At 70.3% G+C, this 23,813-nt stretch carries 22 protein-coding genes and 1 tRNA gene; 18 read left to right on the top strand and 5 right to left on the bottom strand.

The window, feature by feature from the left end; all coding sequences use genetic code 11:
- Positions 1-18 precede the first annotated feature (18 nt).
- From CYL12_RS04230 to CYL12_RS04210, 5 genes are read left to right on the top strand one after another with little or no spacing between them, the layout of a single operon-like run.
- Positions 19-1,572: a carboxyl transferase domain-containing protein gene (locus CYL12_RS04230; protein ID WP_233486878.1), complete on the top strand. Its 1,554-nt coding sequence runs from the start codon at positions 19-21 to the stop codon at positions 1,570-1,572.
- A gap of 5 nt (positions 1,573-1,577) precedes the next feature.
- Positions 1,578-3,506: an acetyl/propionyl/methylcrotonyl-CoA carboxylase subunit alpha gene (locus CYL12_RS04225; RefSeq protein ID WP_101845810.1), complete on the top strand. Its 1,929-nt coding sequence runs from the start codon at positions 1,578-1,580 to the stop codon at positions 3,504-3,506.
- On the top strand, positions 3,506-4,654 hold the full coding sequence (locus CYL12_RS04220) for an acyl-CoA dehydrogenase family protein (protein ID WP_101848666.1): 1,149 nt from the start codon (positions 3,506-3,508) through the stop codon (positions 4,652-4,654). The genes CYL12_RS04225 and CYL12_RS04220 overlap by 1 nt, the downstream gene beginning before the upstream one ends.
- Positions 4,655-4,664: 10 nt before the next feature.
- Complete coding sequence (locus CYL12_RS04215; RefSeq protein WP_101845808.1) at positions 4,665-5,153, top strand: MaoC family dehydratase; 489 nt, start codon at positions 4,665-4,667, stop codon at positions 5,151-5,153.
- Positions 5,150-5,956 carry an HpcH/HpaI aldolase/citrate lyase family protein gene (locus CYL12_RS04210; protein ID WP_101845806.1) on the top strand — a complete coding sequence of 269 codons (807 nt, stop codon included), beginning with the start codon at positions 5,150-5,152 and terminating at the stop codon, positions 5,954-5,956. Before CYL12_RS04215 ends, CYL12_RS04210 begins: the two co-directional genes overlap by 4 nt.
- Before the next feature lie 8 nt (positions 5,957-5,964).
- On the opposite strand, the gene CYL12_RS04205 is transcribed toward CYL12_RS04210, so the two are convergent.
- Together CYL12_RS04205 and CYL12_RS04200 are read right to left on the bottom strand one after the other, a co-directional pair.
- The gene (locus tag CYL12_RS04205) at positions 5,965-6,552 is read right to left on the bottom strand and encodes a histidine phosphatase family protein (protein WP_075252982.1); all 588 of its coding nucleotides are present in this window, start codon (positions 6,550-6,552) and stop codon (positions 5,965-5,967) included.
- Positions 6,549-7,388, bottom strand: coding sequence for a Sir2 family NAD-dependent protein deacetylase (locus CYL12_RS04200; protein WP_101845804.1), 840 nt, complete (start codon positions 7,386-7,388; stop codon positions 6,549-6,551). Before CYL12_RS04200 ends, CYL12_RS04205 begins: the two co-directional genes overlap by 4 nt.
- A 65-nt stretch (positions 7,389-7,453) precedes the next feature.
- Between CYL12_RS04200 and CYL12_RS04195 the strand changes: the two genes are divergently transcribed.
- Positions 7,454-8,260 (top strand): TrmH family RNA methyltransferase, encoded by an 807-nt coding sequence (locus tag CYL12_RS04195; protein ID WP_101845802.1) that lies wholly within the window; start codon positions 7,454-7,456, stop codon positions 8,258-8,260.
- 9 nt (positions 8,261-8,269) lie between these two features.
- Here the strand turns inward: CYL12_RS04195 and CYL12_RS04190 are convergent, their stop codons facing one another.
- Positions 8,270-9,097: an SGNH/GDSL hydrolase family protein gene (locus CYL12_RS04190; RefSeq protein WP_101845800.1), complete on the bottom strand. Its 828-nt coding sequence runs from the start codon at positions 9,095-9,097 to the stop codon at positions 8,270-8,272.
- Between the two features lie 146 nt (positions 9,098-9,243).
- Between CYL12_RS04190 and CYL12_RS04185 the strand changes: the two genes are divergently transcribed.
- Together CYL12_RS04185 and CYL12_RS04180 are read left to right on the top strand one after the other, a co-directional pair.
- Complete coding sequence (locus tag CYL12_RS04185; RefSeq protein WP_101848665.1) at positions 9,244-10,986, top strand: DEAD/DEAH box helicase; 1,743 nt, start codon at positions 9,244-9,246, stop codon at positions 10,984-10,986.
- A gap of 130 nt (positions 10,987-11,116) precedes the next feature.
- On the top strand, positions 11,117-12,214 hold the full coding sequence (locus CYL12_RS04180; protein ID WP_101845798.1) for a VIT1/CCC1 transporter family protein: 1,098 nt from the start codon (positions 11,117-11,119) through the stop codon (positions 12,212-12,214).
- 84 nt (positions 12,215-12,298) lie between these two features.
- On the opposite strand, the gene CYL12_RS04175 is transcribed toward CYL12_RS04180, so the two are convergent.
- Positions 12,299-12,381, bottom strand: a tRNA-Leu gene (locus CYL12_RS04175).
- Between the two features lie 113 nt (positions 12,382-12,494).
- On the opposite strand from CYL12_RS04175, the gene CYL12_RS04170 reads away from it, so the two are divergent.
- Positions 12,495-13,790 carry a M20/M25/M40 family metallo-hydrolase gene (locus CYL12_RS04170; protein ID WP_101845796.1) on the top strand — a complete coding sequence of 432 codons (1,296 nt, stop codon included), beginning with the start codon at positions 12,495-12,497 and terminating at the stop codon, positions 13,788-13,790.
- A gap of 47 nt (positions 13,791-13,837) precedes the next feature.
- Positions 13,838-14,668: an undecaprenyl-diphosphate phosphatase gene (locus tag CYL12_RS04165; protein WP_101845794.1), complete on the top strand. Its 831-nt coding sequence runs from the start codon at positions 13,838-13,840 to the stop codon at positions 14,666-14,668.
- An 11-nt stretch (positions 14,669-14,679) separates the two neighbouring features.
- Here the strand turns inward: CYL12_RS04165 and CYL12_RS04160 are convergent, their stop codons facing one another.
- Positions 14,680-15,528, bottom strand: coding sequence for a PAC2 family protein (locus CYL12_RS04160; RefSeq protein WP_101845792.1), 849 nt, complete (start codon positions 15,526-15,528; stop codon positions 14,680-14,682).
- A gap of 88 nt (positions 15,529-15,616) precedes the next feature.
- Between CYL12_RS04160 and CYL12_RS04155 the strand changes: the two genes are divergently transcribed.
- The 8 genes from CYL12_RS04155 to CYL12_RS04120 are packed head-to-tail and all read left to right on the top strand — an operon-like array spanning position 15,617 to position 23,805.
- Positions 15,617-16,300 (top strand): HAD family hydrolase, encoded by a 684-nt coding sequence (locus tag CYL12_RS04155; protein WP_286120431.1) that lies wholly within the window; start codon positions 15,617-15,619, stop codon positions 16,298-16,300.
- Positions 16,297-17,316: a tRNA (adenine-N1)-methyltransferase gene (locus CYL12_RS04150; protein WP_101845788.1), complete on the top strand. Its 1,020-nt coding sequence runs from the start codon at positions 16,297-16,299 to the stop codon at positions 17,314-17,316. Before CYL12_RS04155 ends, CYL12_RS04150 begins: the two co-directional genes overlap by 4 nt.
- Positions 17,317-17,326: 10 nt before the next feature.
- The gene (locus CYL12_RS04145; RefSeq protein ID WP_101845785.1) at positions 17,327-18,259 is read left to right on the top strand and encodes an FKBP-type peptidyl-prolyl cis-trans isomerase; all 933 of its coding nucleotides are present in this window, start codon (positions 17,327-17,329) and stop codon (positions 18,257-18,259) included.
- Positions 18,259-19,257 (top strand): helix-turn-helix transcriptional regulator, encoded by a 999-nt coding sequence (locus CYL12_RS04140; RefSeq protein ID WP_101845783.1) that lies wholly within the window; start codon positions 18,259-18,261, stop codon positions 19,255-19,257. The genes CYL12_RS04145 and CYL12_RS04140 overlap by 1 nt, the downstream gene beginning before the upstream one ends.
- Entirely contained in the window at positions 19,254-20,237 is a 984-nt protein-coding gene (locus CYL12_RS04135) for a helix-turn-helix transcriptional regulator (RefSeq protein WP_101845781.1), read from the top strand. The genes CYL12_RS04140 and CYL12_RS04135 overlap by 4 nt, the downstream gene beginning before the upstream one ends.
- A 45-nt stretch (positions 20,238-20,282) precedes the next feature.
- Complete coding sequence (gene tatA / locus CYL12_RS04130; RefSeq protein WP_101845779.1) at positions 20,283-20,519, top strand: Sec-independent protein translocase subunit TatA; 237 nt, start codon at positions 20,283-20,285, stop codon at positions 20,517-20,519.
- A gap of 56 nt (positions 20,520-20,575) precedes the next feature.
- Positions 20,576-21,334, top strand: a complete 759-nt coding sequence (gene tatC / locus CYL12_RS04125; RefSeq protein ID WP_101848664.1) for a twin-arginine translocase subunit TatC — start codon at positions 20,576-20,578, stop codon at positions 21,332-21,334.
- The gene (locus tag CYL12_RS04120) at positions 21,331-23,805 is read left to right on the top strand and encodes a DEAD/DEAH box helicase (RefSeq protein ID WP_101845777.1); all 2,475 of its coding nucleotides are present in this window, start codon (positions 21,331-21,333) and stop codon (positions 23,803-23,805) included. The genes tatC and CYL12_RS04120 overlap by 4 nt, the downstream gene beginning before the upstream one ends.
- The last annotated feature ends 8 nt before the right edge of the window (positions 23,806-23,813 follow it).

Raw genomic sequence — 23,813 nt, 5'->3', positions numbered from 1 at the left:
GTCGAGGAGGACATCACGATGCCGGCAACCCAGGAAGCGCTCGCGCGCGAGCTCCGGGAACGTCTCGCGGCGGCCGCAGCGGGCGGCCCCGCCGCCTCCCGTGAGCGGCACGTCGCCCGCGGCAAGCTCCTGCCGCGCGACCGGGTCGCGCGCCTCCTCGATGAGGGCAGCCCCTTCCTCGAGGTCGCTCCGCTCGCAGCCGACGGCCTCTACGGAGGCGAGGCGCCGGGTGCGGGCGTCATCGCCGGCATCGGGCTCGTGCACGGTCGACAGGTCATGGTCGTCTGCAACGACGCCACCGTGAAGGGCGGAACGTACTATCCGCTCACGGTGAAGAAGCACCTGCGGGCGCAGGAGATCGCCCTGGAGAACCGTGTGCCGTGCCTCTACCTCGTCGATTCCGGCGGTGCCTTCCTTCCCAAGCAGGACGAGGTCTTCCCCGACCGGGAGCACTTCGGTCGCATCTTCTTCAACCAGGCCCGGCTCTCCGCGCAGGGCATCCCGCAGCTTGCGGCGGTCCTCGGCTCGTGCACGGCGGGGGGCGCGTACGTGCCGGCCATGAGCGACGAGACGGTCATCGTGCGCAACCAGGGCACGATCTTCCTCGGCGGTCCGCCGCTGGTCAAGGCCGCGATCGGCGAGATCGTCACAGCCGAGGAGCTCGGGGGAGGGGAATTGCACGCCCGGCGCAGCGGGGTCGTGGATCACCTGGCCGACGACGACGAGCACGCCCTGGAGATCCTTCGCGACATCGTCGCCACGCTGCCGCCGCCGCTCGCGCCGGCGTGGGACGTGCAGGAGAGCCGTCCGCCCGCCGAATCCGGATCCCTGTACGACGTCGTGCCGGTGGACGTCAACGCGGCCTATGACGTCCGCGAGGTCATCGCCCGACTCGTCGACGGCGACACCTTCCACGAGTTCAAGGCCGAGTACGGCACGACCCTCGTGACGGGGTTCGCACGCCTGCACGGGCACCCGGTCGGCGTCGTCGCGAACAACGGCGTGCTTTTCGGCGAGTCCGCGCTCAAGGGGGCGCACTTCATCGAGCTCTGCGATCAGCGCGGCATCCCCCTGCTCTTCCTGCAGAACATCACCGGTTTCATGGTCGGCTCCGACGCCGAGGCAGGGGGCATCGCGAAGGACGGGGCCAAGATGGTCACGGCCGTCGCCACCACCCGGGTCCCGAAGCTCACCGTCATCATCGGGGGGTCCTTCGGGGCGGGGAACTACTCGATGTGCGGGCGCGCGTATTCACCGCGCTTCCTCTGGACGTGGCCGGCGAGCCGGATCTCGGTCATGGGTGGGCCGCAAGCCGCTTCCGTCCTGGCGACAGTCAAAGAGGATCAGCTCTCCGCGCGGGGAGAATCGTGGAGCCCCGGCGAGCGTGCCGCGTTCGAGGAGCCCATCCGCGCGCAGTACGAGGAGCAGGGTGAGCCGTACTACGCGACCGCGCGGCTCTGGGATGACGGCATCGTCGACCCGGAGCAGACCCGTGACCTCCTGGGCCTGGCCCTCGACGTCGTCGCCCGCAGCCCCCTGCCCGAGCCGCGCTTCGGCGTCTTCCGGATGTGAGCCCCATGTCGCCCTCCGTCTCCTTCTCGTCGGTGCTCGTCGCGAACCGCGGCGAGATCGCCAGGCGGGTCATCCGCACCCTTCGCAACCTCGGCATCCGCAGCATCGCGGTCTACAGCGACGCGGACGCCGACGCACCGCACGTCCGTGAGGCGGATGCCGCCGTGCGGATCGGTCCGGCGCCGGCGCCGGAGTCCTATCTCGACATCGATGCCGTCATCGCGGCGGCTCGTGCCTCCGGAGCGGAGGCTGTCCATCCCGGCTACGGATTCCTCTCCGAGAGCGTCGGGCTCGCGGAGGCGTGCGCGGAGAGCGGCATCGTCTTCATCGGTCCTTCCGTGGAAGCCCTGCAGGTCATGGGCGACAAGGCGCGAGCCAGGGAGCACGTGAGCCGCAGCGGCGTGCCCGTCGTCCCGGGTTTCGACGCGCGGGGGCTGTCGGAGGCGGAGATCCTCGAAGAGGCGGCGGCCGTCGGATTCCCGCTCCTCGTCAAGCCGAGCGCCGGCGGCGGCGGCAAGGGCATGGAAGTCGTGACAGATGCCGCGGGCCTGCCGGGCGCGCTCGCGTCCGCCCGTCGCGTCGCGGCATCCGCCTTCGGTGACGATGCGCTCATCCTCGAGCGACTGATCCGCCGGCCGCGGCACATCGAGGTGCAGGTCTTCGGGGATGCGCAGGGCACCGTCGTCGCGCTCGGCGAGCGCGAGTGCACCCTCCAGCGTCGTCACCAGAAGGTGATCGAGGAGGCGCCGTCGGCCGGCATCCCGACCGGGACCCGTGACCGGCTGCTCGCGGCGGCGCTGCGTGCGGCGGAGAGCGTGGCGTACGTCGGAGCCGGGACGGTCGAGTTCCTCGTCGATGCCGACGCCCCTGACGACGTCTTCTTCATCGAGATGAACACCCGTCTGCAAGTGGAGCACCCCGTAACCGAGGAGGTCACCGGCCTCGATCTCGTCGCGCTGCAGCTTCGCGTGGCTGACGGGCAGCCGCTCGACATCGCTCCCCGCACCACCGGTCATGCCGTGGAGGCGCGCGTGTATGCGGAATCTCCGGAACGCGGATTCCTGCCGTCGACCGGAAGGGTGCTGTTGTTCGAGGCCCCCGAGGGTGTCCGTGTGGATGCGGCGGTCGAGACGGGAAGCATCGTCAGCGGCTTCTACGACCCGATGATCGCGAAGGTCATCGCGTGGGCGGAGGACCGGGAGACGGCCCTGCAGCGCCTCGACGACGCTCTCGCCCGTACGGTGGTGCTCGGGGTGGAGACGAACATCGCCTTCCTCCGCCGTCTCCTTCAGGATCGCCGGGTGGTCGGCGGAGACCTCGACACCGGCCTCATCGAGACCCTCCTTCCGATCGACCGCGCGGCGCCGTCGACCGCCCAGCTCGCGGCCGCTGCGGAACTGGCGCGCGCTCGTCCCGAAGCCTCGACGCGCCGGGAGAGCGCCGGCCCGCTGTGGCAAGCCCTCCCGGGCTGGCGTCTCGGCGCAGCGCCGCAGGAGCCGGAACCTCTCGTCGTGCTCACGGACGATGAGGTCCTCCTCCCGGTCTCACCGTCGGATGCCGCGGTCGCCTCCGTCCGCGCGGCTCGCGATGCGGAGGGCGCGGTGTGGGTGTGCGAGGAAGGGCGGACGCTGCGGCTTCGCCCCCTGGACCGTCGCGGCCGGATGCGGAGGCGCCTCGCCGCCGCGGAACGCGAGGCCAAGGCCACCGAACCCGAGGCCCGCGCCCCGATGCCGGGTGGTGTCGTGGCGATCCACGTCACGGACGGGACGGCCGTCGACGCAGGAACGCCTCTCGTCTCGATCGAGGCGATGAAGATGGAGCACCCCGTGCTCGCGCCGCACGACGGCGTGGTGCGGATACTGGTCGCGGTCGGCGACCAGGTGCGGCGCGACCAACCGGTCGCCCGCGTGACGACGACGGAGGAGGACCGATGATGCACGATCTCACCGAGGAGGAGCGCGAGCTGGCGGCGATGGTCCGCGATTTCGCCGACACGGTGGTCGCCCCGCAGTCCTACGAGGCCGACCGCACCCACACGCTCTCGATGGACGTCGTGCGGCAGATGGGAGAGCTCGGTCTCTTCGGTCTGCCCTTCCCGGAGGAGTACGGCGGCCAGGGCGGTGACTACATGGCTCTGGGCCTCGCCATCGAAGCCCTGGGCCGGGTCGACCAGTCGATCGCGATCACCCTGGAAGCGGGCGTCAGCCTCGGAGCGATGCCGGTCTTCCGCTTCGGCACCGAGGAACAGAAACGCGAGCTGCTGCCGGATCTCCTCGCCGGTCGCGCCCTCGCCGGCTTCGGGCTCACGGAGCCCGAGGCGGGAAGTGATGCGGGCGCGACCCGCACGACGGCGCGGCTCGACGGAGACGAATGGGTGATCGACGGCTCCAAGCAGTTCATCACCAACTCGGGCACTCCGATCACGCGCTTCGTGACCGTCACCGCGGTGACCGGGCAGAGCGAGGGTCGGAAGGAGATCTCGACGATCATCGTCCCGAACGGCACCCCCGGATTCACCGTCGAGCCGCCCTACGACAAAGTCGGCTGGAACGCGTCCGACACGCACCCGCTGACCTTCGCCGGAGCACGGGTGCCGGCCGCCAACCTTCTCGGCGATCGGGGGAGCGGGTTCCGCAACTTCCTCAGCATCCTGGACGAGGGCCGCATCGCGATCGCCGCCCTGTCGACCGGCGCGGCGGAGGGGTGCCTGGAGGCGGCGGTCGAGTACGCCAAGAGCCGCACCATCTTCGGCAGCGCGCTCAGCACGCGGCAGAACGCCCAGTTCACGCTCGCCCGCATGCGGGCCCGCGTGCATACCGCACGACTCGCCTGGCACCATGCCGCCCGCCTCCGCGACGCGGGTGAGCCGTTCGCCGAGCCGGCGGCGATCGCCAAGCTCGTGGCGGGCGAGGCCGCGATGGACAATGCCCGGGACGCGACCCAGATCTTCGGCGGCAACGGCTTCATGAACGAGTTCCCGGTGGCCCGCCACTATCGCGACTCCAAAATACTCGAGATCGGCGAGGGGACCACCGAGGTCCAGCTCCTCGTGATCGCCAGGGCGCTCGGACTCGCCCGGTAGCGTGGAGGGCATGACCATGCGCGAGATCGTGCAGCGCGGCCTGTACTACGAGGAGTTCGAGCCTGCCGTCCGGTACGTGCACCGCCCAGGGCGCACGGCCACGGAGGCGGACAACGTGCTGTTCACCACGCTGACCATGAACACCCAGGCGCTGCACCTGGACGCCGCGTTCGCCGACGGTCAGGAGCCCTTCCACGCGCGGCTCATGAACTCCATGTGGACCCTGTCGACGATGGTGGGTTCCTCGGTCGCGCAGCTCACGCAGGGGACTCTGGTGGCGCAGCTCGGTCTCGGCGACATCGCGTTCCCGCACCCGCTGTTCGCGGGGGACACGCTCACGACGGAGAGCGTCGTCGTCGACAAGCGGCTCTCCTCGTCCCGTCCCGGCCAGGGCGTCGTCCAGATCGCGCACACTGGACGCAATCAGGACGGCACGGTCGTCGCGACGGCGACCCGAACGGTGCTCGTGCACTGCCGACCGGAAGGAGACACGGCATGAGTTTCGAGCTCGGTCCTGCGCTGCTGTTCTGCCCGGCGGACCGCCCCGAGCGCTTCGCGAAGGCGCAGGAGCGGGCCGACGCCGTGATCCTCGACCTGGAGGACGCCGTGCTGCCGGAGGCGAAGGCCGACGCCCGGAAGAACGTCATCGCTGCGGACCTCGACCCCGTCCGTGTCATCGTGCGGGTGAACGCCCCTGACTCCTCGGCCTTCGCCGAGGACCTCGAGGCCGTGGCGCGGTCGCCGTTCCGGACCGTGATGGTGGCGAAGACGGAGAGCGCGGCGAGCCTGGACGCCTTCGACGCGGGCTACTCGCTCCTTGCGCTGTGCGAGACCGCGCGGGGCATCCATGCGGCGGCGGATATCGCCGCGCACCCGGCCGTCGTCGGGCTGATGTGGGGCGCGGAAGATCTGGTGGCCTCCCTCGGCGGCACCTCTTCCCGGAACGCGGAGGGCGGCTACCGCGACATCGCGCGCTACGCCCGTTCCCGGGTGCTCCTGGAGGCCGGTGCGCACGGCAAGGCGGCGATCGACGCGGTGCACGTCGACATCGGCGACACCGCGGGGCTGGAGCGGGAGGCGGAGGACGCGGCGGCGTCGGGTTTCCGCGCGACGGCCTGCATCCATCCGAGTCAGGTCGCGGTGATCCGGGCGGCGTATGCGCCGGACGCCGAGACCGTGGCGTGGGCTCGCGAGGTGCTCGCAGCTGCGGCACACGAGCGCGGTGTGTTCCGCTTCCAGGGGCGCATGGTGGACGAGCCCGTCCTGCGGCACGCGCGCGCCGTGGTCTCCCGCGCCCGCTGAGGCCGGAATCAGAGGACGGGAATCTCCTCGAGCAGCCGGAGGTAGCCGGGAGCGGCGACGAACCGGTGCGCGGAGCCGTTGCGCAACACCTCGCCGTCCCGGGGGAGCGTACCGCCGGAGACATGGTCGATGACGGCGCGGATGACGCCGCCGTGCGTGACGACGAGCACCGACTCGGCCTGTGGCGCCGACCGGCGTCGCGCGTCCCGCGCGATCCGGTGCAGCGCCGCGATGGCGCGGACGCCGACCTCGTGCAGCGACTCCGCCCCGGGGACCTCGGCGTGCCAGTCGCCGTAGGTGGAGATGTAGTCGGGGACGAGCATGCCCTCCCCGTCGCCGAACTCCCGCTCCCGGATGTCGGGGACCACCCCGGCGATCTCCAGCCCCAGGCGCTCCGCGATGATGCCGGCAGTCTCGCTCGCCCGTACGAGCGGGCTGGTGTAGACGGCGTGGTGCGTCGTGCCGGCGAGCTTCTCCGCCGCCCACCGCGCGTCCTCGCGGCCCGTCTCGTTCAAAGGGATGTCGGTCGACCCCTGGATGCGGCGGGCGAGGTTCCAGTCGGTCTGACCGTGGCGGATGAGGGTGAGATAGGTCACGAGAGCATCTCCTGCAGGGCGGGGAGCACGTCGCTGGTGCCGGCGGCGATGGTGACATCGGCCCAGGCATCCGCGCGGGTCGGCTCGCGATTGACGATGATCAGAGGGATGCCGCGCCGACGCGCACGATTCACGAGGCGCACACCGGAGTTCACGACGAGCGAGGAGCCGGCCACGATGAGCGCGTCGCTGGAGCGGAGCAGCGACTCCGCGGCGCGGAAGCGGTCCTGCGGTACATACTCCCCGAAGAACACCACGTCGGGTTTGAGCATGCCGTCGCACACGGTACAGGTCGGGACGAGGAAGCCCTCGGTGCTCTCCGGGAGCACGTCGCCGTCCGGGGCCAGGGCCACGTTCTCGGGGACGGTGATCCAGGGATTGCGCTTTTCGATCTGCACGGCGATGTCTCGACGGTCGAACACCTGGCCGCAGTGCAGGCAGAGCACGCGGCGCATGGTGCCGTGCACTTCGATGACGTGCGAACTGCCCGCGCGGAGGTGCAGGCCATCGACGTTCTGGGTGATGACGCCCGAGACGACGCCCCCGGCCTCCATCTCCGCCAGGGCGCGGTGGCCGGGATTCGGTGCTGCCTGTGCGAAGGCGCGCCAGCCGAGGTGACCGCCGACCCAGTAGCGGCGCCGCGCGGCCTCGTCGCCGAGGTAGGTCTGGATCGTCATGGGATCGCTGCGCGTGCGCGCCCCCTCGCCGCGGTAGGCGGGGATTCCCGAGTCTGTCGAGATGCCGGCTCCGGTGAGGAGGGCGATCCGCTTGCCGCGCAGCAGGGCGGCGGCGTGGGAGAGCTCAGCCGACGGCTCGTCGGTGTTCGTCACGCTCACAGGACCTCCTCGATCGAGTCTACGGGGCGCGGGGTGGACGAGAACCGGGATGGCAGAGTGGAGCGGTGGACCTCCAGCATGTGACCGACATCGACGACCCGCGGCTGGACGACTACCGCGGCCTCACCGACACCGCCCTCCGCGCCGTCCGCGAGCCCGCGGAGGGACTCTACATCGCCGAGACCGCCAAGGTGATCGAGCGCGCGCTGGCCGCCGGGCACGAACCCCGATCGGTGCTGGTCTCGGTCCGGCGCGTCGACGAGGTGCGGCGCATCCTGGGGGAGCGCGCCGTTCCGGTGCTCGTGGTCCCGGACGAGGTCGCGGAACAGGTCACCGGCTATCAGGTCCACCGCGGAGCCCTCGCCGCCATGCGCCGTCCGGCTCTGGCGCCGGTCGCCGACGTGGTGCGCGACGCACGGCTGGTGCTGGTGCTGGAGAACCTGGGCGATCACACCAACGTCGGTGCCGCCTTCCGCGCCGCCGCCGGCCTGGGGGCGGATGCGGTGCTCGTGTCGGCGCGCTGTGCCGACCCGCTCTACCGTCGCAGCGTCCGGGTGAGCATGGGCACGGTGTTCCAGGTGCCCTGGACCCGGATCGACGAGTGGTCGTCGGCGGTCTCGGATCTCCGTGAGCAGGGCTTCGACATCGCTGCCCTCGCGCTCAGTGACACAGCCGTGGATCTCCGGATGTATGCGGCACAGCGGCACGAGAAGGTGGCGCTGCTCTTCGGAGCCGAAGGCGACGGTCTCACGCGGACCGCGCTCGACAGCGCGGACACCGTGGTCACCATTCCGATGGCCGGCGGCGTGGATTCGCTTAACGTCGCCTCGGCCGCCGCCGTGGCGCTGTGGGCACTCGCTCCCGCGGAGTGAGAGTGCGCGTCACTCCTTGCCGGGGAGGATGACCGGGGAGGGCTCGGGGCGCTTGGCAGCGATGTGGTCGCCGGAGGACTGGTGGCGCAGCCGGCGGAGCACCCAGGGCACGAGGTGCTCCCGGGCCCAGCCGAGGTCTTCGCTGCGGGCGGCACGCCAGGTCCGCAGCGGCAGCGGCTCGGGCTGCATGGCCTCGAGGTCGTTCGGAACGTTGAGGGCGCGGAGCACCATCCGCGCGACCTCGTGGTGGCCGAGCGCGTTGTAGTGCAGGCGATCGTCGTCGAAGAAGCGCGCATCCTGCACGACCTTCAGTGCCCACTGGTCCGCGACGATGCAGTCGTGGCGCTCCGCGATCGCGCGGACGTTCTCGTTGTAGATCGCGACCTTGCCGCGGAAGGGACGGAACACCGGCGTGAACCCCGTGTCGATGCCGGTGAACACGACCACGGCCGCGCCGGTGGACGACAGGCGCGCCACCGCGTCCTCCAGCTGTGCGGCGATGGCATCCGGATCGGTGCCGGGGCGAATGACGTCGTTGCCGCCAGCGCAGATCGAGATGAGGTCGGGGCGCAGCGCCACGGCGGGCTCCACCTGATCGGCGACGATCTGCGCGATGAGCTTGCCTCGGACCGCCAGGTTGGCGTACGCGAAATCGTCGACCTGCTGCGCGAGCACCTCGGCGACGCGGTCGGCCCAGCCGCGGTGCCCGCCGGGAGCCGCAGGGTCCGGGTCGCCGATGCCCTCGGTGAACGAGTCGCCGATCGCGACGAACCGTCGCCACGGGTGCGGGGTCTCGTTCGGGACGTACGGGGTCCTGGTCGATTCCTGATCGCTCATCCGGCTCTCCTTCGCGAAGGCATGCGCGCACGATGGTGACCGCCGCGCAGTGACCGAGCCTACCCGTGGCGGTGCGTTCGAGGGAGGACGCGCGCGGAGCCCCCGGGGATGCCGCGGTGTCGGTGGGAGCGATTATCGTGGAGTCGATGCTCTCTCCGTCCTTCCCTCAGCGCGCCCCGTGGGGAACGGCGAACAAGCTGCGGGCATGGCAGCAGGAGGCTCTGGACGCGTACTTCCAGGCCGACCAGCGCGACTTCCTCGTGGCCGCCACACCGGGCGCCGGCAAGACCACCTTCGCGCTCACCCTCGCGGTCGAGCTGATGCGCATGGGGGAGGTGAACCGGGTCATCGTCGTGGCCCCCACGGAGCACCTCAAGACCCAGTGGGCCGACGCCGCCGCCCGCGTGCACATCCGGCTCGACCCGCGCTTCCGCAACAGCGACTGGGCACCGGCGCGGCACTATCACGGCGTCGTGGTGACGTATGCCCAGGTCGCGGCGAAGTCCTCGGTGCACCGCCACCTCACCGAGGACGCGAAGACCCTGGTCATCCTCGATGAGGTGCACCACGGCGGCGACGCCCTGAGCTGGGGGGACGCGATCCGCGACGCCTACGGTCCGGCGAAGCGCCGACTGCTGCTCTCGGGGACCCCGTTCCGGAGCGACACGGCGCCGATCCCGTTCGTGGAGTACCTCCCTGACGAGACCGGGGCGCGGGTCTCCAGCACCGACTACGCCTATGGCTACGGGCGTGCCCTCGCGGACGGTGTCGTCCGCCCCGTGCTCTTCCACATGTACGCGGGGAAGATGCGGTGGCGGACGAGTGCCGGCGACGAGCTCGAGACCCATCTCGGACAGGACAACACGAAGGACGTCACCTCACAGGCCTGGCGCACGGCGCTGGACCCGGAGGGCGACTGGATGCCGGCGGTGCTCTCGGCGGCTGACCGCCGTCTGACCGAGATCAGACACCACATACCCGATGCGGGTGGACTCGTGCTGGCGACGGATCAGACCGTCGCCAGGGCCTACGCCAAGATCCTGCACAGCATCACGCGCGAACAGCCGACGATCGTGCTGTCCGACGACGCCACCGCCTCCGAGCGGATCGAGAAGTTCTCCGAAGGCACCGCCCGGTGGATGGTCGCGGTGCGCATGGTGTCGGAGGGCGTCGACGTGCCGCGGCTCGCGGTCGGCGTCTACGCGACCTCCTCGTCCACTCCGCTGTTCTTCGCTCAGGCCATCGGCCGCTTCGTGCGCGCCCGTCGTCGGGGCGAGGCGGCGAGTGTCTTCCTCCCGCACGTGCCCGTGCTCATGAAGCTCGCGAATGAGATGGAGAAGCAGCGCGATCACGCTCTCGACCGGCAGTCCAAGGACGACGATGGCCTGGAGGACTCGCTGCTGGAGAGCGCGAACCGCGAGGACGAGGCCTCGGACGCCTTGACCCAGGAGTTCAGCTACCAGGCGATCTCCTCCGTCGCCCACTTCGACCGCATGGTCTTCGACGGCAAGGAGTTCGGCCAGCTCGCCGAGCCGAATACGCCGGAGGAGGAGGAGTTCATCGGCTTCCCGGGTCTCCTCGAACCCGAGCACGTCCACGAGCTCCTCATGCAGCGGCAGGCGCGGCAGTCCCGGCACCGCGAGGTGCGCGAGGCGCAGGCGGAGCCGACGCAGACGACGACGCTGCCCGCGCCGCTGCATCGCACCCTGCGCGAGCAACGCCAGCTCTTGAACAGCCTGGTGGGCCTCTACGCACGGCAGTCCGGTCAGCCGCACGGTGCCGTGCACGCCGAGCTCCGACGCATCTGCGGCGGACCTGCGGTGGCGCAGGCGACCGTGACGCAACTGCAGTCCCGCATCGAGGTGTTGCGCAAACGCGTCCGCTCCTGAGGGGCGCCACCTCGCTGCTTCGGAAGCCCGAAATGCTGGCAATCGGTGTCAGGACGCGGCCTGCGCGACACCGCGCGGATAGCGTGGAACGGTTGTCCGGACGCCGGGCACAGTGACACCTGGAGGTTCCATGACAGCCGCTGCCGCAGCCGATTCGACGGCCGCCGATCGACGGCGCTGGGCTCGCTATCTGGTCGAGGAGCGTGCCGAGGGCGCCGTCTATCAGCGCCTCGCCGCGCGCCGGTCAGGGGAGGAGCGAGCGATCCTGCTCGGGCTCGCCGAAGCCGAGCGACGGCACGAGAAGCACTGGCTCGATCTCCTCGGCGGCGAGCCGACACGCCTGCCGCGGGCCGGGGTCCGTTCCCGCCTCCTGGGGTGGATGGCCGGACGCTTCGGCTCGATCTTCGTCCTCGCCCTCGCCCAGAGCGCCGAGGCCCGCTCTCCGTACGACGCCGAGCGCTGGGCCACCCCGGCCATGCGCGCCGACGAGAAGGTCCATCACGAAGTCGTCCGCGGCCTCGCGGCCCGGGGGCGTCGGCGTCTGTCCGGCTCGTTTCGTGCTGCCGTCTTCGGTGCGAACGACGGCCTCGTCAGCAACCTCGCGCTCGTGCTGGGCATCGGCGCCACCGGCGTGAGCTCGGGCTTCGTCCTGTTCAGCGGCATCGCGGGGCTGCTCGCCGGTGCGCTGTCCATGGGCGCGGGGGAGTTCGTGTCGGTGCGATCACAGCGGGAGCTCCTCACCGCGACCGAGGCGAACGAGGACGCCGCGGCGGCCGCCGCCGACCTCGACATCGACGAGAACGAGCTCGCGCTCGTGTACCGTGCCCGCGGGATGGACCAGACCGAGTCCCTCGCCAGGGCTCGCCGCATCGTCCAGGCTGCCCAGGAGGGCGTCCGACGCGCGGCCACGGGCCCGGTGACCGTCCAGGGCGCAGACGCCCACGAGGTCGTCGGGAGCGACTGGACGGCCGCGATCTCCAGCTTCCTCCTCTTCGCCTCCGGCGCGATCATCCCCGTCCTGCCCTGGATCTTCGGCATGGAGGGCACCGCGGCGATCGTGCTCGCGCTGGTGCTCGTCGGCATCGCGCTGCTCAGCACCGGAGCGATGGTCGGCGTCCTCTCCGGGGGACCGCCGCTGCGGCGCGCCCTGCGCCAGCTCGCGATCGGCTTCGGCGCGGCGGCGGTGACCTACGCGCTCGGCCTGCTCTTCGGCGTCGGCGCCGTGTGACGTCGCTGCGGTCCCGCCTCGCGCGGGACCGCACCGTCAACGACGAAGGCCCCGGATCCATGGATCCGGGGCCTTCGCTCTCTGTGCGCGGAGGGGGACTTGAACCCCCACGCCCTATCGGGCACTAGCACCTCAAGCTAGCGCGTCTACCATTCCGCCACCCGCGCAGGTGTTGGATTTGATCGTTGCCGACCGAAGAATGAGATTAGCACGTTCTCGGAGGCGTCTCGAACCGAGCGTGACGCCCGGGCGTGGCACGCGGTTTCGATAGCCTGAGTCCATGACCGAATCCTCCCTGCCGGAGGTCGCCCGCGTCGCGAGCGACCTCATCCGCTTCGACACCTCCAACTACGGCGGCGGCAACGCGAAGGGAGAGCGGGAGGCCGCCGAGTACGTCGGCGCGTACCTGCAGGAGCTGGGACTCGAGGTCGAGTACTACGAGCCCATCCCGCGGCGCACGAACGTCATGGCCCGGGTCCCGGGTCGCGATCGCACCAAGCCGGCTCTCGTCGTGCACGGCCACCTGGACGTCGTGCCCGCGGTCGCCGAGGACTGGACGGTGGACCCGTTCGCCGGCACCGTGCAGGACGGCATGCTCTGGGGTCGCGGCGCGGTCGACATGAAGAACATGGACGCGATGATCCTCACCGCCGTGGCGGACATCCTGCGCGCGGGGGAGCAGCCGGAGCGCGACCTCATCCTGGCCTTCTTCGCCGACGAGGAGAACGGCGGTGTCGAGGGTTCCGCGCTCGTCGTGAAGGATCGTCCGGAGTGGTTCGCCGGGGCGACCGCGGCGATCAGCGAGGTCGGCGGCTACTCCATCTCGGTGGACGACCGCCGAGCCTACCTGCTGCAGGTGGGGGAGAAGGCCCTGATCTGGATCCGCCTCGTCGCCACCGGCCGGGCGGGTCACGGCAGCCGACTGCACGAGGACAATGCCGTCACGAAGCTCGCCGAAGCCGTCGCCGCGATCGGCCGGACACGGTGGCCGGTCCGGCTCACGCCGACGACGGAGGCGCTGCTCCAGGGCCTGAGCGCGCTGAGCGGCCGGAGCCCCGACGACCCCGATGCCCTCGCCGCCGCAGCCGGCCCGGCTGAGGCTTTCCTCCGGTCCACGTTCCGCACGACGACCAACCCCACCGCCCTCACCGCCGGTTACAAGCACAACGTCATCCCCGAGCGCGCCGAGGCGCTGATCGATGTCCGGGTGATCCCGGGGACCGAGGACGACGTGCTCGCGGAACTCCAGCGCATCGTCGGCGACGACATCCGGATCGAGACCGTGGTGCGTGACATCGGCATGGAGACGCCGTTCGCCGGGGAGCTCGTGGACGCGATGGTGGCGGCGCTGGGTCGTCACGACCCCGGGGTTCCCGTCATCCCGTACCTCCTGGGAGCGGGGACGGACAACAAGGCGCTGGCCACTCTCGGGATCACCGGCTACGGCTTCGCTCCGCTGCGTCTGCCGGCCGATCTGGACTTCACCGGGATGTTCCACGGAGTCGACGAGCGGGTGCCCGTAGACTCACTTGTCTTCGGTCAGCGGGTGCTGGCCGATCTGCTGCGCACGTACTGAGCGGCGTCCACGCGCTCCGTGCCGCCCCGAAAGACGAAGGCCTCTCCATGCACCTGCTCGAAGCACTGATCCTGGGAATCGTCCAGGGTCTCACCGAGTTCCTGCCCATCTCCTCCAGCGCCCACCTGCGCGTGGTCGGAACGTTCCTGCCCTCCGGGGAGGACCCGGGCGCCGCCTTCACCGCCATCACCCAGATCGGCACCGAGGCTGCCGTCGTCGTGTTCTTCTGGCGGGACATCGTCCGCATCATCTCCCAGTGGTTCCGGTCGCTCGCCGGGAAGGTGCCGCGGAACGATCCGGACGCACGGATGGGGTGGCTCATCATCATCGGCAGCATCCCGATCGTGCTGCTCGGACTGCTCTTCCAGGATCAGATCGAGACCGTCTTCCGCTCGCTCTGGATCGTCGCGATCATGCTCATCGTGTTCGGCATCCTCCTGGGCATCGCCGATCACGTCGGCGCCAAGCGCCGCAAACTCGACGACCTGACCTACCCTCACGGCATCGCCTTCGGGATCGCTCAGGCGCTCGCCCTCATCCCCGGTGTCTCGCGGTCCGGGGGCACGATCACGATGGGGCTCTTCCTCGGCTACGAGCGCGCCGCCGCCGCCCGCTACGCCTTCCTGCTGGCGATTCCGGCTGTGTTCGGCAGCGGCTTCTACCAGCTGTTCAAGAGCTGGGGCGAGCCGTCCTTCTTCTCGCTCGGCGACACCGTGGCCGCGACGGGTGTCGCCTTCGTCGTCGCGCTCGGCGTGATCGCGTTCTTCATGAACTGGATCTCGAAGCGCAGCTTCCTGCCGTTCGTGATCTACCGGATCCTGCTCGGCGGCGTCCTGCTCGCGCTCCTCGCGATGGGCGTCATCCCCGCCTCGGCCTGAGCGGGCGTTCTTCAGCGCTTGCGGTCGCCGCGGCCGTCGTCACGGCGCCGCAGGTAGCGCTCGAAGGCCTGGGCGATCGCGTCACCGGAGGCATCGGGGGAGTCCCAGGTGTCCCTGGTGCGCTCCAGCTGCCGGATGTACTCGGCCATGTCCTCGTCCTCGGATGCGGCCGCGTCGATCGACGCCTCCCAGGCCGCGGCCTCGGTGCGGAGATGCCGGCGATCCACGTCCACACCGGTGAGCTCTTCGAGGCGGTCGAGGAGGGCCAGGGTGACCTTCGGCGACGGCGCGGCCGACGCCACGTAGTGCGGCACGCTCGCCCACAGGCTCACCGACGGGATGCCCGCGTTCTCGGCGAAGTGCTCGAGGACACTGAGGATGCCGACCGGGCCCTCGTACACCGACCTCTCCAGGCCGTGCGCCTCGCGGACCTGCTCGTTCTGGCTCGACGCGAAGATCGAGATCGGGCGGGTGTGCGGAACGTCGGAGAGCATGGCCCCGAGCGTGACGAAGCCCGTGATGTCGTCGCGCAGGGCGACGTCGATGAACTCGGACGCGAACGCCTGCCAGGTGCGTGCCGGCTCCGCACCGGTGAGGATCCAGAACTCGGGACCGGGACCCGGGTCGCGCGGACGCCACAGCCCGGCCTCCGGCCACGTCATCTGACGGCGCCCCTCGGCATCGAGTCGCGTCGCCGGGCGGGTGTACTGGTAGTCGAAGTACAGCTCGGGGTCCACGGAGTGCACGAGGTCGTAGCCGCCCGCCGCCTGTAGGGCGCCGACCGCTCCGGTCGCGGCCTCACCGGCGTCGTTCCAGCCGTCGAAGGCGGCGATGATGATGCGCGAACCGAGAACGTCCATCCCGTGCTCCCTTCGAGGTCGTGGTTCCGATCCCCCCAGGCTAGTCCGCGTGGAAGCGATGTGGGCGGCCCCGGCTAGCATGGGTTCAGTGAGCAACAAGCCCCGCGCGGTCCTCTGGGACATGGATGGAACACTCGTCGACACCGAGCCCTACTGGATGGCGGCCGAGACCGCACTGGTGGAGTCCTTCGGCGGTACCTGGTCGCATGAAGACGCCCTGCAGCTCGTGGGCAGCGGTCTCGTCGACAGCGCGATCATCCTCCAGGGCGCGGGCGTCGACATGGCTCCCGAGGCGATCGTGTCCCACCTGACGAGCGCCGTGCAGGAGTCGTTGCGCGCTCAGGGCGTGCCCTTCCGACCGGGCGCACAAGAGCTCCTCCGCGACCTCCGTGCCGCCGGGATCCCGACCGGCCTGGTCACCATGTCCCTGCGCCGGATGGCGCTCGACGTCGTCGGTCTGATCGACTTCGAGGCCTTCGACATCGTCGTCGCCGGCGACGACGTCGACAACCCCAAGCCCCACCCGGAGCCATACCTCCAGGCCGCCGCTCTCCTCGACGTGGACATCGCCGAGGTGGTGGTGATCGAGGATTCCCCGACCGGCCTCCGCGCCGGTCTCGCCTCCGGCGCTCTGACCCTCGGCGTGCCCCACATCGTCCCGCTCGACGGCCTCGGCGCCCACGAGCTGTGGCCGACCCTCGACGGCCGGGGCGCTGCCGACCTCGTGGAGCTGTTCGGCTCCCGCGCCACGATCACGGAGGCCACCCGATGACGACCCCTTCCGCGCCCCGTCCCAGCGGGCCCTTCCGCGAAGGCGACCGTGTGCAGCTCACCGGTCCGAAGGGCCGCCTGCACACCGTGACGCTGCGCGAGGACGGCGAACTGCACACCCATCACGGTGTCCTCCGGCACCGAGACCTCATCGGACTCCCGGATGGATCGGTGGTCGCCAACAGCTCGGGCCACGAGTATCTCGCTCTGCGTCCGCTGCTGCGCGACTTCGCGATGTCGATGCCGCGCGGTGCCGCGATCGTCTACCCGAAGGACGCGGCGCAGATCGTCATGCAGGCCGACATCTTCCCCGGCGCCACCGTCGTCGAGGCCGGCGTCGGGTCGGGTGCGCTGTCGCTGTCGCTGCTGCGGGCCGTCGGTTCCGCGGGCCGCCTGCTCTCCTTCGAGCGCCGGGAGGATTTCGCCGAGGTCGCCCAGGCCAACGTGGAGACCTTCTTCGGGGAACGCCCCGACTCCTGGCGGGTCGTCGTGGGAGACCTCGTCGCCGCGCTCCCGGACGAAGTCGAGCCGGGCACCGTCGACCGGGTCGTCCTGGACATGCTCGCGCCGTGGGAGTGCATCGACGCCGTCGCTGACGCACTGACCCCCGGTGGGGTCGTGCTCTGCTACATCGCCACCGCCACACAGCTCTCGCGCGTCGCCGAGTTCATCCGAGGCACCGGGCTCTTCACTGATCCCGAGGCGTCCGAGACGATGGTACGCGGCTGGCACGTCGAAGGCCTGGCGGTCCGTCCGGACCACCGCATGGTCGCGCACACAGGGTTCCTCCTCACGGCCCGCCGTCTCGCTCCGGGGGCCGTGGCCCCGTCGGTGAAGCGTCGCGCCTCGAAGAGCAGCTACAACGACGAGGACGTCGAACTCTGGACCCCGGGAGCGGTGGGGGACAGGGAGATCACCGACAAGAACCTCCGCAAGCGCGCCCGGGAGGCCGGCAAGGCCGCGGAGGGCGCGCGGTTGGCTGCCGCATCGCGCGAATCGGAGCACGCGACGGAATAGACTGGAGCGCGTGCGTAAAACGTCCGCCGTTCTGGCCACCCTCAGCCTCGCCGCCCTCGCCCTGACGGGGTGCAGCGTGACCGCATCGTCCGCCGACGCCTCGTGCGATCGCGACGGACACGCCAACGGCATCGACAGCGCCGTGACGGTCACGGGGGATGTCGGGTCCGAGCCGGAGGTCGAGGTCTTCGCGCCCGTGCGCCTCACGGAGACGTCCTACGCCGACGTCGTGACGGGGGACGGTCGTGCGCTCGTCGACGACGCCCAGCCCCTCGTCGCTCAGATCTCCATCTACAGCGGTGCCACCGGCGAGCAGGTCTTCGCCACGACGTACGACGAGGAGACCACGCGCGCATCGACCATCGGCTCCTGGGCCACGCAGTCTCCCGGGCTCGCCGACGTCCTGGAGTGCGCCACCGGCGGCACCCGTATCGTCGCGGGCCTCACCCCGGAGGACTTCGGCGAGGCGAACCTCGGCGGCTTCGGCATGGACGAGGACGACATCGCGGTGTTCGTGATCGACGTCGTCGATGCGTTCCTCCCGAAAGCCGAGGGGACACTGCAGTTCAACGACGCGCAGGGCATGCCGACCGTCGTGCGCGCCGATGACGGCACGCCCGGCATCATCATCCCCGACAGCGCCGCCCCGGAGGAGCAGGTCGTCCAGACGTTGATCCGTGGTGACGGCGAGGAACTGACGGAGGAGCAGACTCCGCTCGTGCACTTCACCGCGGTGGGCTGGGACGACAAGACCGTTCTGCAGAGCACGTGGGGGCAGTCCGCCACCGACGGCATCCGTCAGATCGCCGCGCCGGTGGCGGATGCGCTGGTCGGGCAGCCCGTCGGCTCCCAGGTCCTCGTCGTCCTGCCGAAGACCGAGAACTCCGCGGCGATGGCCGTCGTGGTCGACATCCTCGGCGTGTCCCCGGTCTCCGCTCCCTGATGGCCGCCCGGATCCCCGCCGAAGAGCGCCTGACGAACCTCGTCGTGGCGCTGATGGCCACGGAGATCGGGCTCACCAAGCAGCAGATCCTCGACAACGTCTCCGGGTACCGCCAGCGCGCCGACGCGGGAACGCGGTCGGATGCCCTCGAGAAGATGTTCGAGCGGGACAAGGACGAGCTCCGCTCTCTCGGCGTCCCCATCGAGACGATCGGCGATGCCGCCGATCCGAATGACCTCCGCGAAGCCCGCTACCGCATTCCGCAAGCGGAATACGATCTGCCGGGGGACATCGAGTTCTCTCCGGCGGAGCTGGCCGTGCTGCGCCTCGCCGGCAGCGTCTGGAGCGCTGAATCCGTCTCCGGCGACGCGCAGTCCGGCGTCCGGAAGATCCGGGCCCTCGGAATCGACGGCGATGAGCCGATCATCGGCTTCGCGCCACGGATCACCGCCCGTGACGCCGCGTTCACACCTCTGCAGGACGCGATCGAACGGAGCCGCGTCGTCTCGTTCGACTACCTCAAGCCAGGGGAGGACGCTCCGCGGCGCCGTCGCATCCGTCCGCTCGCGCTCGTGGACTATGAGGCGCGCTGGCACGTCTACGGCGTCGACGTCGACATCGAGGAGGACCGGACGTTCCTGCTCAGCCGGATCGTCGGCGACGTCGTACTCAGCGCGAGCACCTTCGATGCGTCCCTGCGCGAGGGCGCGGGCGAGCGAGCGTTGAGCGGTCTCGAGCGCGTCGCCGCCGAGAACTCGGCGCTGCTGGAGGTGACCCCCGGGACCGAGGCAGCGCTGCGGCTGGGGCGACGGGCGACGCCCGCGACGCAGGGCATCCGCGTCCCCTTCGTCGACCTGCACATCCTGGCGGACGAGCTCGCGTCCTACGGCCCTGAGGTCCGCGTCGTCGAGCCCGCTCCGCTCCGGGCGGCGGTCATCGGGCGTCTTCGTGCCGTGGTCGACGCCCACACCGATTCCGAGGCGGGGGTATCCGCATGAGCGCTGCACCCAAACCGCTCCTCGCTGCCGAGCGCGTCCGCCTGTACCTCACCCTCGTGCCGTACCTGCTGGAGCACGGCCAGGTCTCCCTCGCCGAGGCCGCAGAGGAGTTCGGCGTGACCCCGCGCGAGATGCGGGCGATGGTCGAGAAGCTCACCGTGATCGGCCTGCCCGGCGAGGCCGGGTACTGGCAGCAGCCGCAAGAGATGTTCGACATCAACTGGGATCTCCTCGACCTCGAGGACATCATCGAGATCACGAACGACGTGGCGCTCCGCCGCGTGCCGCGGTTCACCGCGCGAGAGGCGGCCGCCCTGCTCGCGGGCTTGCAGATGGTCGCCGCCGTACCGGCCGTCTCCGATTCCGGCCTCGTCGCCGGTCTCATCTCGAAACTCTCCCGGGGAGCCGCGGATGCCCCGGCCGACGTCGTCGTCGCCCCGAGCGCCGTCGACGAAGTACGGGAGGTGGTCGCTCGCGGTCTGCAGCAGGGCGTCGCCGTCTCGTTCACCTACCAGGCCCCTGACGCCGAACCCACCACGCGGACCGTGGACCCCGTGCAGATCCTCATCACCAATGGACAGTGGTATCTGCAGGGCTGGTGTCACATGCGCGAGGCGATGCGCACCTTCCACCTCGACCGCGTCAGCGCGCCCACCCTGACCGACATCCCCAGCACGCACGGGGGCGACCAGGTGCCGGAGGCCTTCGCCGGGCTGGAGGAGGAGCGCGAGGTGACCGTCCGCGTGCCGGAGCGCCTCGCTCCGCTGCTCAGTGGTTTCGTGCCGACGGAGACGCTCAGGGCCGGGGACGGGATGGTGACCACCCAGCTCCACCTCGCCGACCCCCGGGGCATCAAGCGGCTCGCCGCCCGTTTCGGCGGGGCGATGGAGGTCACGGACCCCCCGATCGCGCGGAGCGCGACGCGCGAGTGGGCCGCCGCAGGACTCGCGCTCTACCACCGGCCTGATGCCGAGGATTGATCTGTAAACTGGGGCGGAAAGCCCCCCTACGACGGGAATGTCGATATGTTCGCTGGAATGCAAGGCTGGCACCTGCTCATCGTGCTGGCCGTTATCCTCCTCCTCTTCGGTGCCGCCAAGCTGCCGGCACTCGCGAAGAGCATGGGTCAGTCCGCTCGCGTCTTCAAGGGCGAGATGAAGGCCATGAAGGAAGAGGACGCGAGTCGTGCCGAGTCGGCACCCGCGGAGCCGACGACGGTGAAGGACTCGGGCACCGACCCTGAGACTCCGCCTCGCGCCTGACGGCTGTGGCAGCCATCGAACCGACCGTGACGCCGACGGCGGATCGGGATCGGCGGATGTCGCTCGGCGCGCATCTCGTCGAACTGCGCAAGCGCCTCATGTATGCGGCGATCGCTCTCGTCGTCGGCATGGTCGTGGCGTTCCTCATCGCGGACCCGGTGATCCACTTCATCACCGAGCCGATCAGGATCATCTCCGACCGGCGCGGTGATGACTTCAGCGCCCTGAACTTCGGGACAGTGACGTCCGCGTTCGATATGCGCATGCGCATCGCCCTCACGATCGGCCTGTTCCTCTCCGCACCCGTCTGGCTGTGGCAGATCTGGGCTTTCATCATGCCCGGTCTCACCCGCAAGGAGATCCGCTACACGGTCGGCTTCGTCGTCGCCGCTGTACCGCTGTTCTTCGCGGGCTGCTACCTCGGGGTGCAGATCATGCCGCACGTCATCGAGCTCATGTGGGGTTTCACCCCGGAGGGCGGCACCAACTTCTACTCCGCGCAGGAGTACTACGACTTCGTGTTCAAGCTGATGATCGTCATCGGCATCTCCTTCGTCCTCCCCGTCTTCCTCGTCGCGCTCAACCTCGCCGGCGTGATGTCGGGGCGGGCGATCCTGAAGGGGTGGCGGGTGGCGATCCTCATCGCGACGATCTTCGCCGCCCTGGCGACCCCGGCAGCGGACGTGGTGAGCATGTTGATGCTCGCCGGTATCCTCATCGTGCTCTTCTTCGCGGCGGCGGGACTGTCGCTCCTCTTCGACCGGCGCAAGCGCAAGCGGGACACCGCCGCTGGACTCGTCCCGGACGCCACATGAGTTCGCCGTCCGAGCGATACGCGCAGGCCCAGGAGAGCGCGGCGCACCCGCAGACGGCGGCGTTCGCGGCACGTCAGCGGTTCCAGCTCGACCCGTTCCAGGTCGCCGGGTGCCACGCCCTGGAGAACGGGCGCAGCGTCCTCGTCGCCGCGCCGACCGGTGCCGGGAAGACGATCGTGGGGGAGTTCGCCATCCACCTGGCGATGCAGACCCCGACGGACAAGGCCTTCTACACGACGCCGATGAAGGCCCTCTCGAATCAGAAGTTCCGCGAACTCGTCGACGTCTACGGTGCCGATGACGTCGGACTGCTGACAGGCGACACGAACATAAACGGCAACGCGCGCATCGTCGTCATGACGACCGAGGTGCTGCGGAACATGATCTACGCGGATTCCGCGGCGCTGCGGGATCTCCGTTACGTCGTCATGGATGAGGTGCACTATCTGGCGGATCGTTTCCGCGGCGCGGTGTGGGAAGAGGTCATCATCCACCTCCCACCCCGGGTGCGGCTCGTGTCGCTGAGCGCGACCGTGTCGAACGCCGAGGAGTTCGGCGACTGGCTGGACACGGTGCGTGGCGACACCGAGGTCATCGTCTCGGAAATCCGCCCGGTGCCGCTGGAACAGCACGTTCTCGTGCGCGATGACCTGCTTCCGCTCTTCGACGACCGCGCCGGCATCGCCACGGCCCAGGTGAACCAGGAGCTCATGCGCATCCGCTCCTTCACGGGGTCGACCTACGAGAGCAATCGGCAAGCCCAGTCGTACCGGAGCAACCGCCACGCAGGTCGCCAGGCGCCCCGTCCGCCTCGGGGCGGCCGCCGCCCTGTCCGCGCGGCCAACGCGCGGCGGATCGAGCGCATGGACCGTCCGGATGTGGTCGAACTCCTGGAGCGGTCGAATCTCCTGCCGGCCATCTTCTTCATCTTCAGCCGCGTGGGCTGCGATGCCGCGGTACAGCAGGTGCGCCGCTCCGGGCTGCGGCTGACCTCATCGGAGGAGCGGGCCGCGATCCGCGCCATCGTCGAGGAGCGCACCCGCACGCTGCAGGACGAGGATCTCGGCGTGCTCGGCTACTGGGAGTGGCTGGACAACCTCGAGCGGGGCGTGGCGGCCCATCATGCCGGCCTCCTGCCGGCCTTCAAAGAGGTCGTCGAAGAGCTGTTCCAGCGCAAACTGCTCAAGGTCGTCTTCGCCACCGAGACCCTGGCCCTCGGCATCAACATGCCGGCGCGCACGGTCGTGCTCGAGAAGATGGAGAAGTTCAACGGAGAGGCGCGCGTCGCCATCACCTCCGGCGAGTACACGCAGCTCACGGGCCGCGCCGGGCGCCGCGGCATCGACGTCGAGGGACACGCGGTCGTCCAGTGGAGCGAGGGCATGGACCCGCAGGCCGTCGCCGCCCTCGCGTCGCGGCGGACCTATCCGCTCAACTCGAGTTTCCGGCCGACGTACAACATGGCCGTCAACCTCATCGACCTGTTCGGGCAGGCCAGGGCGCGGCAGATCCTGGAGTCATCGTTCGCGCAGTTCCAGGCGGACCGCGCCGTGGTCGGGCTGGCTCGCCAGGTGCGGGAGGCCGAGGAGTCGCTGGCCGGGTACCAGACGGCGATGGCCTGCGAGCACGGGGACTTCCCCGAGTATGCCGCCATCCGCCGCGAGCTGAGCGACCTGGAGAAGAAGAACCGGCAGGACGCCCAGGCGCCCCGGGCCGCGCGCGACAAGCGGTTGAAGCGGATCCAGGCGCTCCGCACGCGGATGCAGCGCCACCCCTGTCACCGGTGCCCCGACCGCGAGAAGCACGCCCGCTGGGCAGAGCGCTACTGGAAGCTCAAGCGCCAGACCGACCGCACGCGGCGTCAGATCGAGACGCGGACCGGCACGGTGGCTCGCGTCTTCGACCGCGTCGTCGAGGTGCTGGAGACACTGGACTACGTCCGTCGCAACGAGGACGGGATGCAGCTGACCGACGCCGGACGCACGATGCGCCGGATCTACGGTGAGCGCGACCTCCTCGTGGCCGAGTCGTTGCGGCAGGGCCTGTGGAAGGCGCTCGACGCGCCGTCCCTGGCCGCGATGGCCTGCTGCCTCGTCTATGAGCCCCGCCGCGACGAAGCCAACGCGGGGGAGCGGGGCCTGCCGCGCGGAGCCTTCCGCGCCGCCTACGACAAGACCACCGCGCTCTGGGCCGAGCTCGACGATCTGGAACAGGACCACCAGCTGCCGGGCAGCGAACCGCTCGCGGCCGGGCTCGCCGGTGCGATGCACACCTGGGCGCGAGGCGGGATGCTCGACCGCGTCCTCATCGACGCCGACATGGCGGCCGGCGACTTCGTGCGGTGGGCGAAGCAGACCATCGACCTCCTCGATCAGCTGTCCATCGTCGCCGAGGACGCGGCGCTCGCCCGCACCGCCCGGGCCGCGCTCGACGGCGTGCGGCGAGGGATCGTCGCCTACTCCTCGATGTGAGATCCGCC

Source organism: Zhihengliuella sp. ISTPL4, from assembly GCF_002848265.1.
Classification (GTDB): Bacteria; Actinomycetota; Actinomycetes; order Actinomycetales; family Microbacteriaceae; genus Microbacterium.
The sequence above is the reverse complement of the archived record's forward strand: the minus strand, read 5'-3'. Positions and strand labels throughout refer to the sequence as shown.

Excerpts from the sequence above, each read along its gene's own strand:
- CYL12_RS04230 (WP_233486878.1), top strand. The coding sequence starts at position 19 with ATGCCGGCAACCCAGGAAGCGCTCGCGCGCGAGCTCCGGGAACGTCTC.
- CYL12_RS04225 (WP_101845810.1), top strand. The coding sequence starts at position 1,578 with ATGTCGCCCTCCGTCTCCTTCTCGTCGGTGCTCGTCGCGAACCGCGGC.
- CYL12_RS04220 (WP_101848666.1), top strand. The coding sequence starts at position 3,506 with ATGCACGATCTCACCGAGGAGGAGCGCGAGCTGGCGGCGATGGTCCGC.
- CYL12_RS04215 (WP_101845808.1), top strand. The coding sequence starts at position 4,665 with ATGACCATGCGCGAGATCGTGCAGCGCGGCCTGTACTACGAGGAGTTC.
- CYL12_RS04210 (WP_101845806.1), top strand. The coding sequence starts at position 5,150 with ATGAGTTTCGAGCTCGGTCCTGCGCTGCTGTTCTGCCCGGCGGACCGC.
- CYL12_RS04190 (WP_101845800.1), bottom strand. The coding sequence starts at position 9,097 with ATGAGCGATCAGGAATCGACCAGGACCCCGTACGTCCCGAACGAGACC.
- CYL12_RS04185 (WP_101848665.1), top strand. The coding sequence starts at position 9,244 with ATGCTCTCTCCGTCCTTCCCTCAGCGCGCCCCGTGGGGAACGGCGAAC.
- CYL12_RS04180 (WP_101845798.1), top strand. The coding sequence starts at position 11,117 with ATGACAGCCGCTGCCGCAGCCGATTCGACGGCCGCCGATCGACGGCGC.
- CYL12_RS04170 (WP_101845796.1), top strand. The coding sequence starts at position 12,495 with ATGACCGAATCCTCCCTGCCGGAGGTCGCCCGCGTCGCGAGCGACCTC.
- CYL12_RS04165 (WP_101845794.1), top strand. The coding sequence starts at position 13,838 with ATGCACCTGCTCGAAGCACTGATCCTGGGAATCGTCCAGGGTCTCACC.
- CYL12_RS04160 (WP_101845792.1), bottom strand. The coding sequence starts at position 15,528 with ATGGACGTTCTCGGTTCGCGCATCATCATCGCCGCCTTCGACGGCTGG.
- CYL12_RS04150 (WP_101845788.1), top strand. The coding sequence starts at position 16,297 with ATGACGACCCCTTCCGCGCCCCGTCCCAGCGGGCCCTTCCGCGAAGGC.
- CYL12_RS04140 (WP_101845783.1), top strand. The coding sequence starts at position 18,259 with ATGGCCGCCCGGATCCCCGCCGAAGAGCGCCTGACGAACCTCGTCGTG.
- CYL12_RS04135 (WP_101845781.1), top strand. The coding sequence starts at position 19,254 with ATGAGCGCTGCACCCAAACCGCTCCTCGCTGCCGAGCGCGTCCGCCTG.
- tatA (WP_101845779.1), top strand. The coding sequence starts at position 20,283 with ATGTTCGCTGGAATGCAAGGCTGGCACCTGCTCATCGTGCTGGCCGTT.
- tatC (WP_101848664.1), top strand. The coding sequence starts at position 20,576 with ATGTCGCTCGGCGCGCATCTCGTCGAACTGCGCAAGCGCCTCATGTAT.
- CYL12_RS04120 (WP_101845777.1), top strand. The coding sequence starts at position 21,331 with ATGAGTTCGCCGTCCGAGCGATACGCGCAGGCCCAGGAGAGCGCGGCG.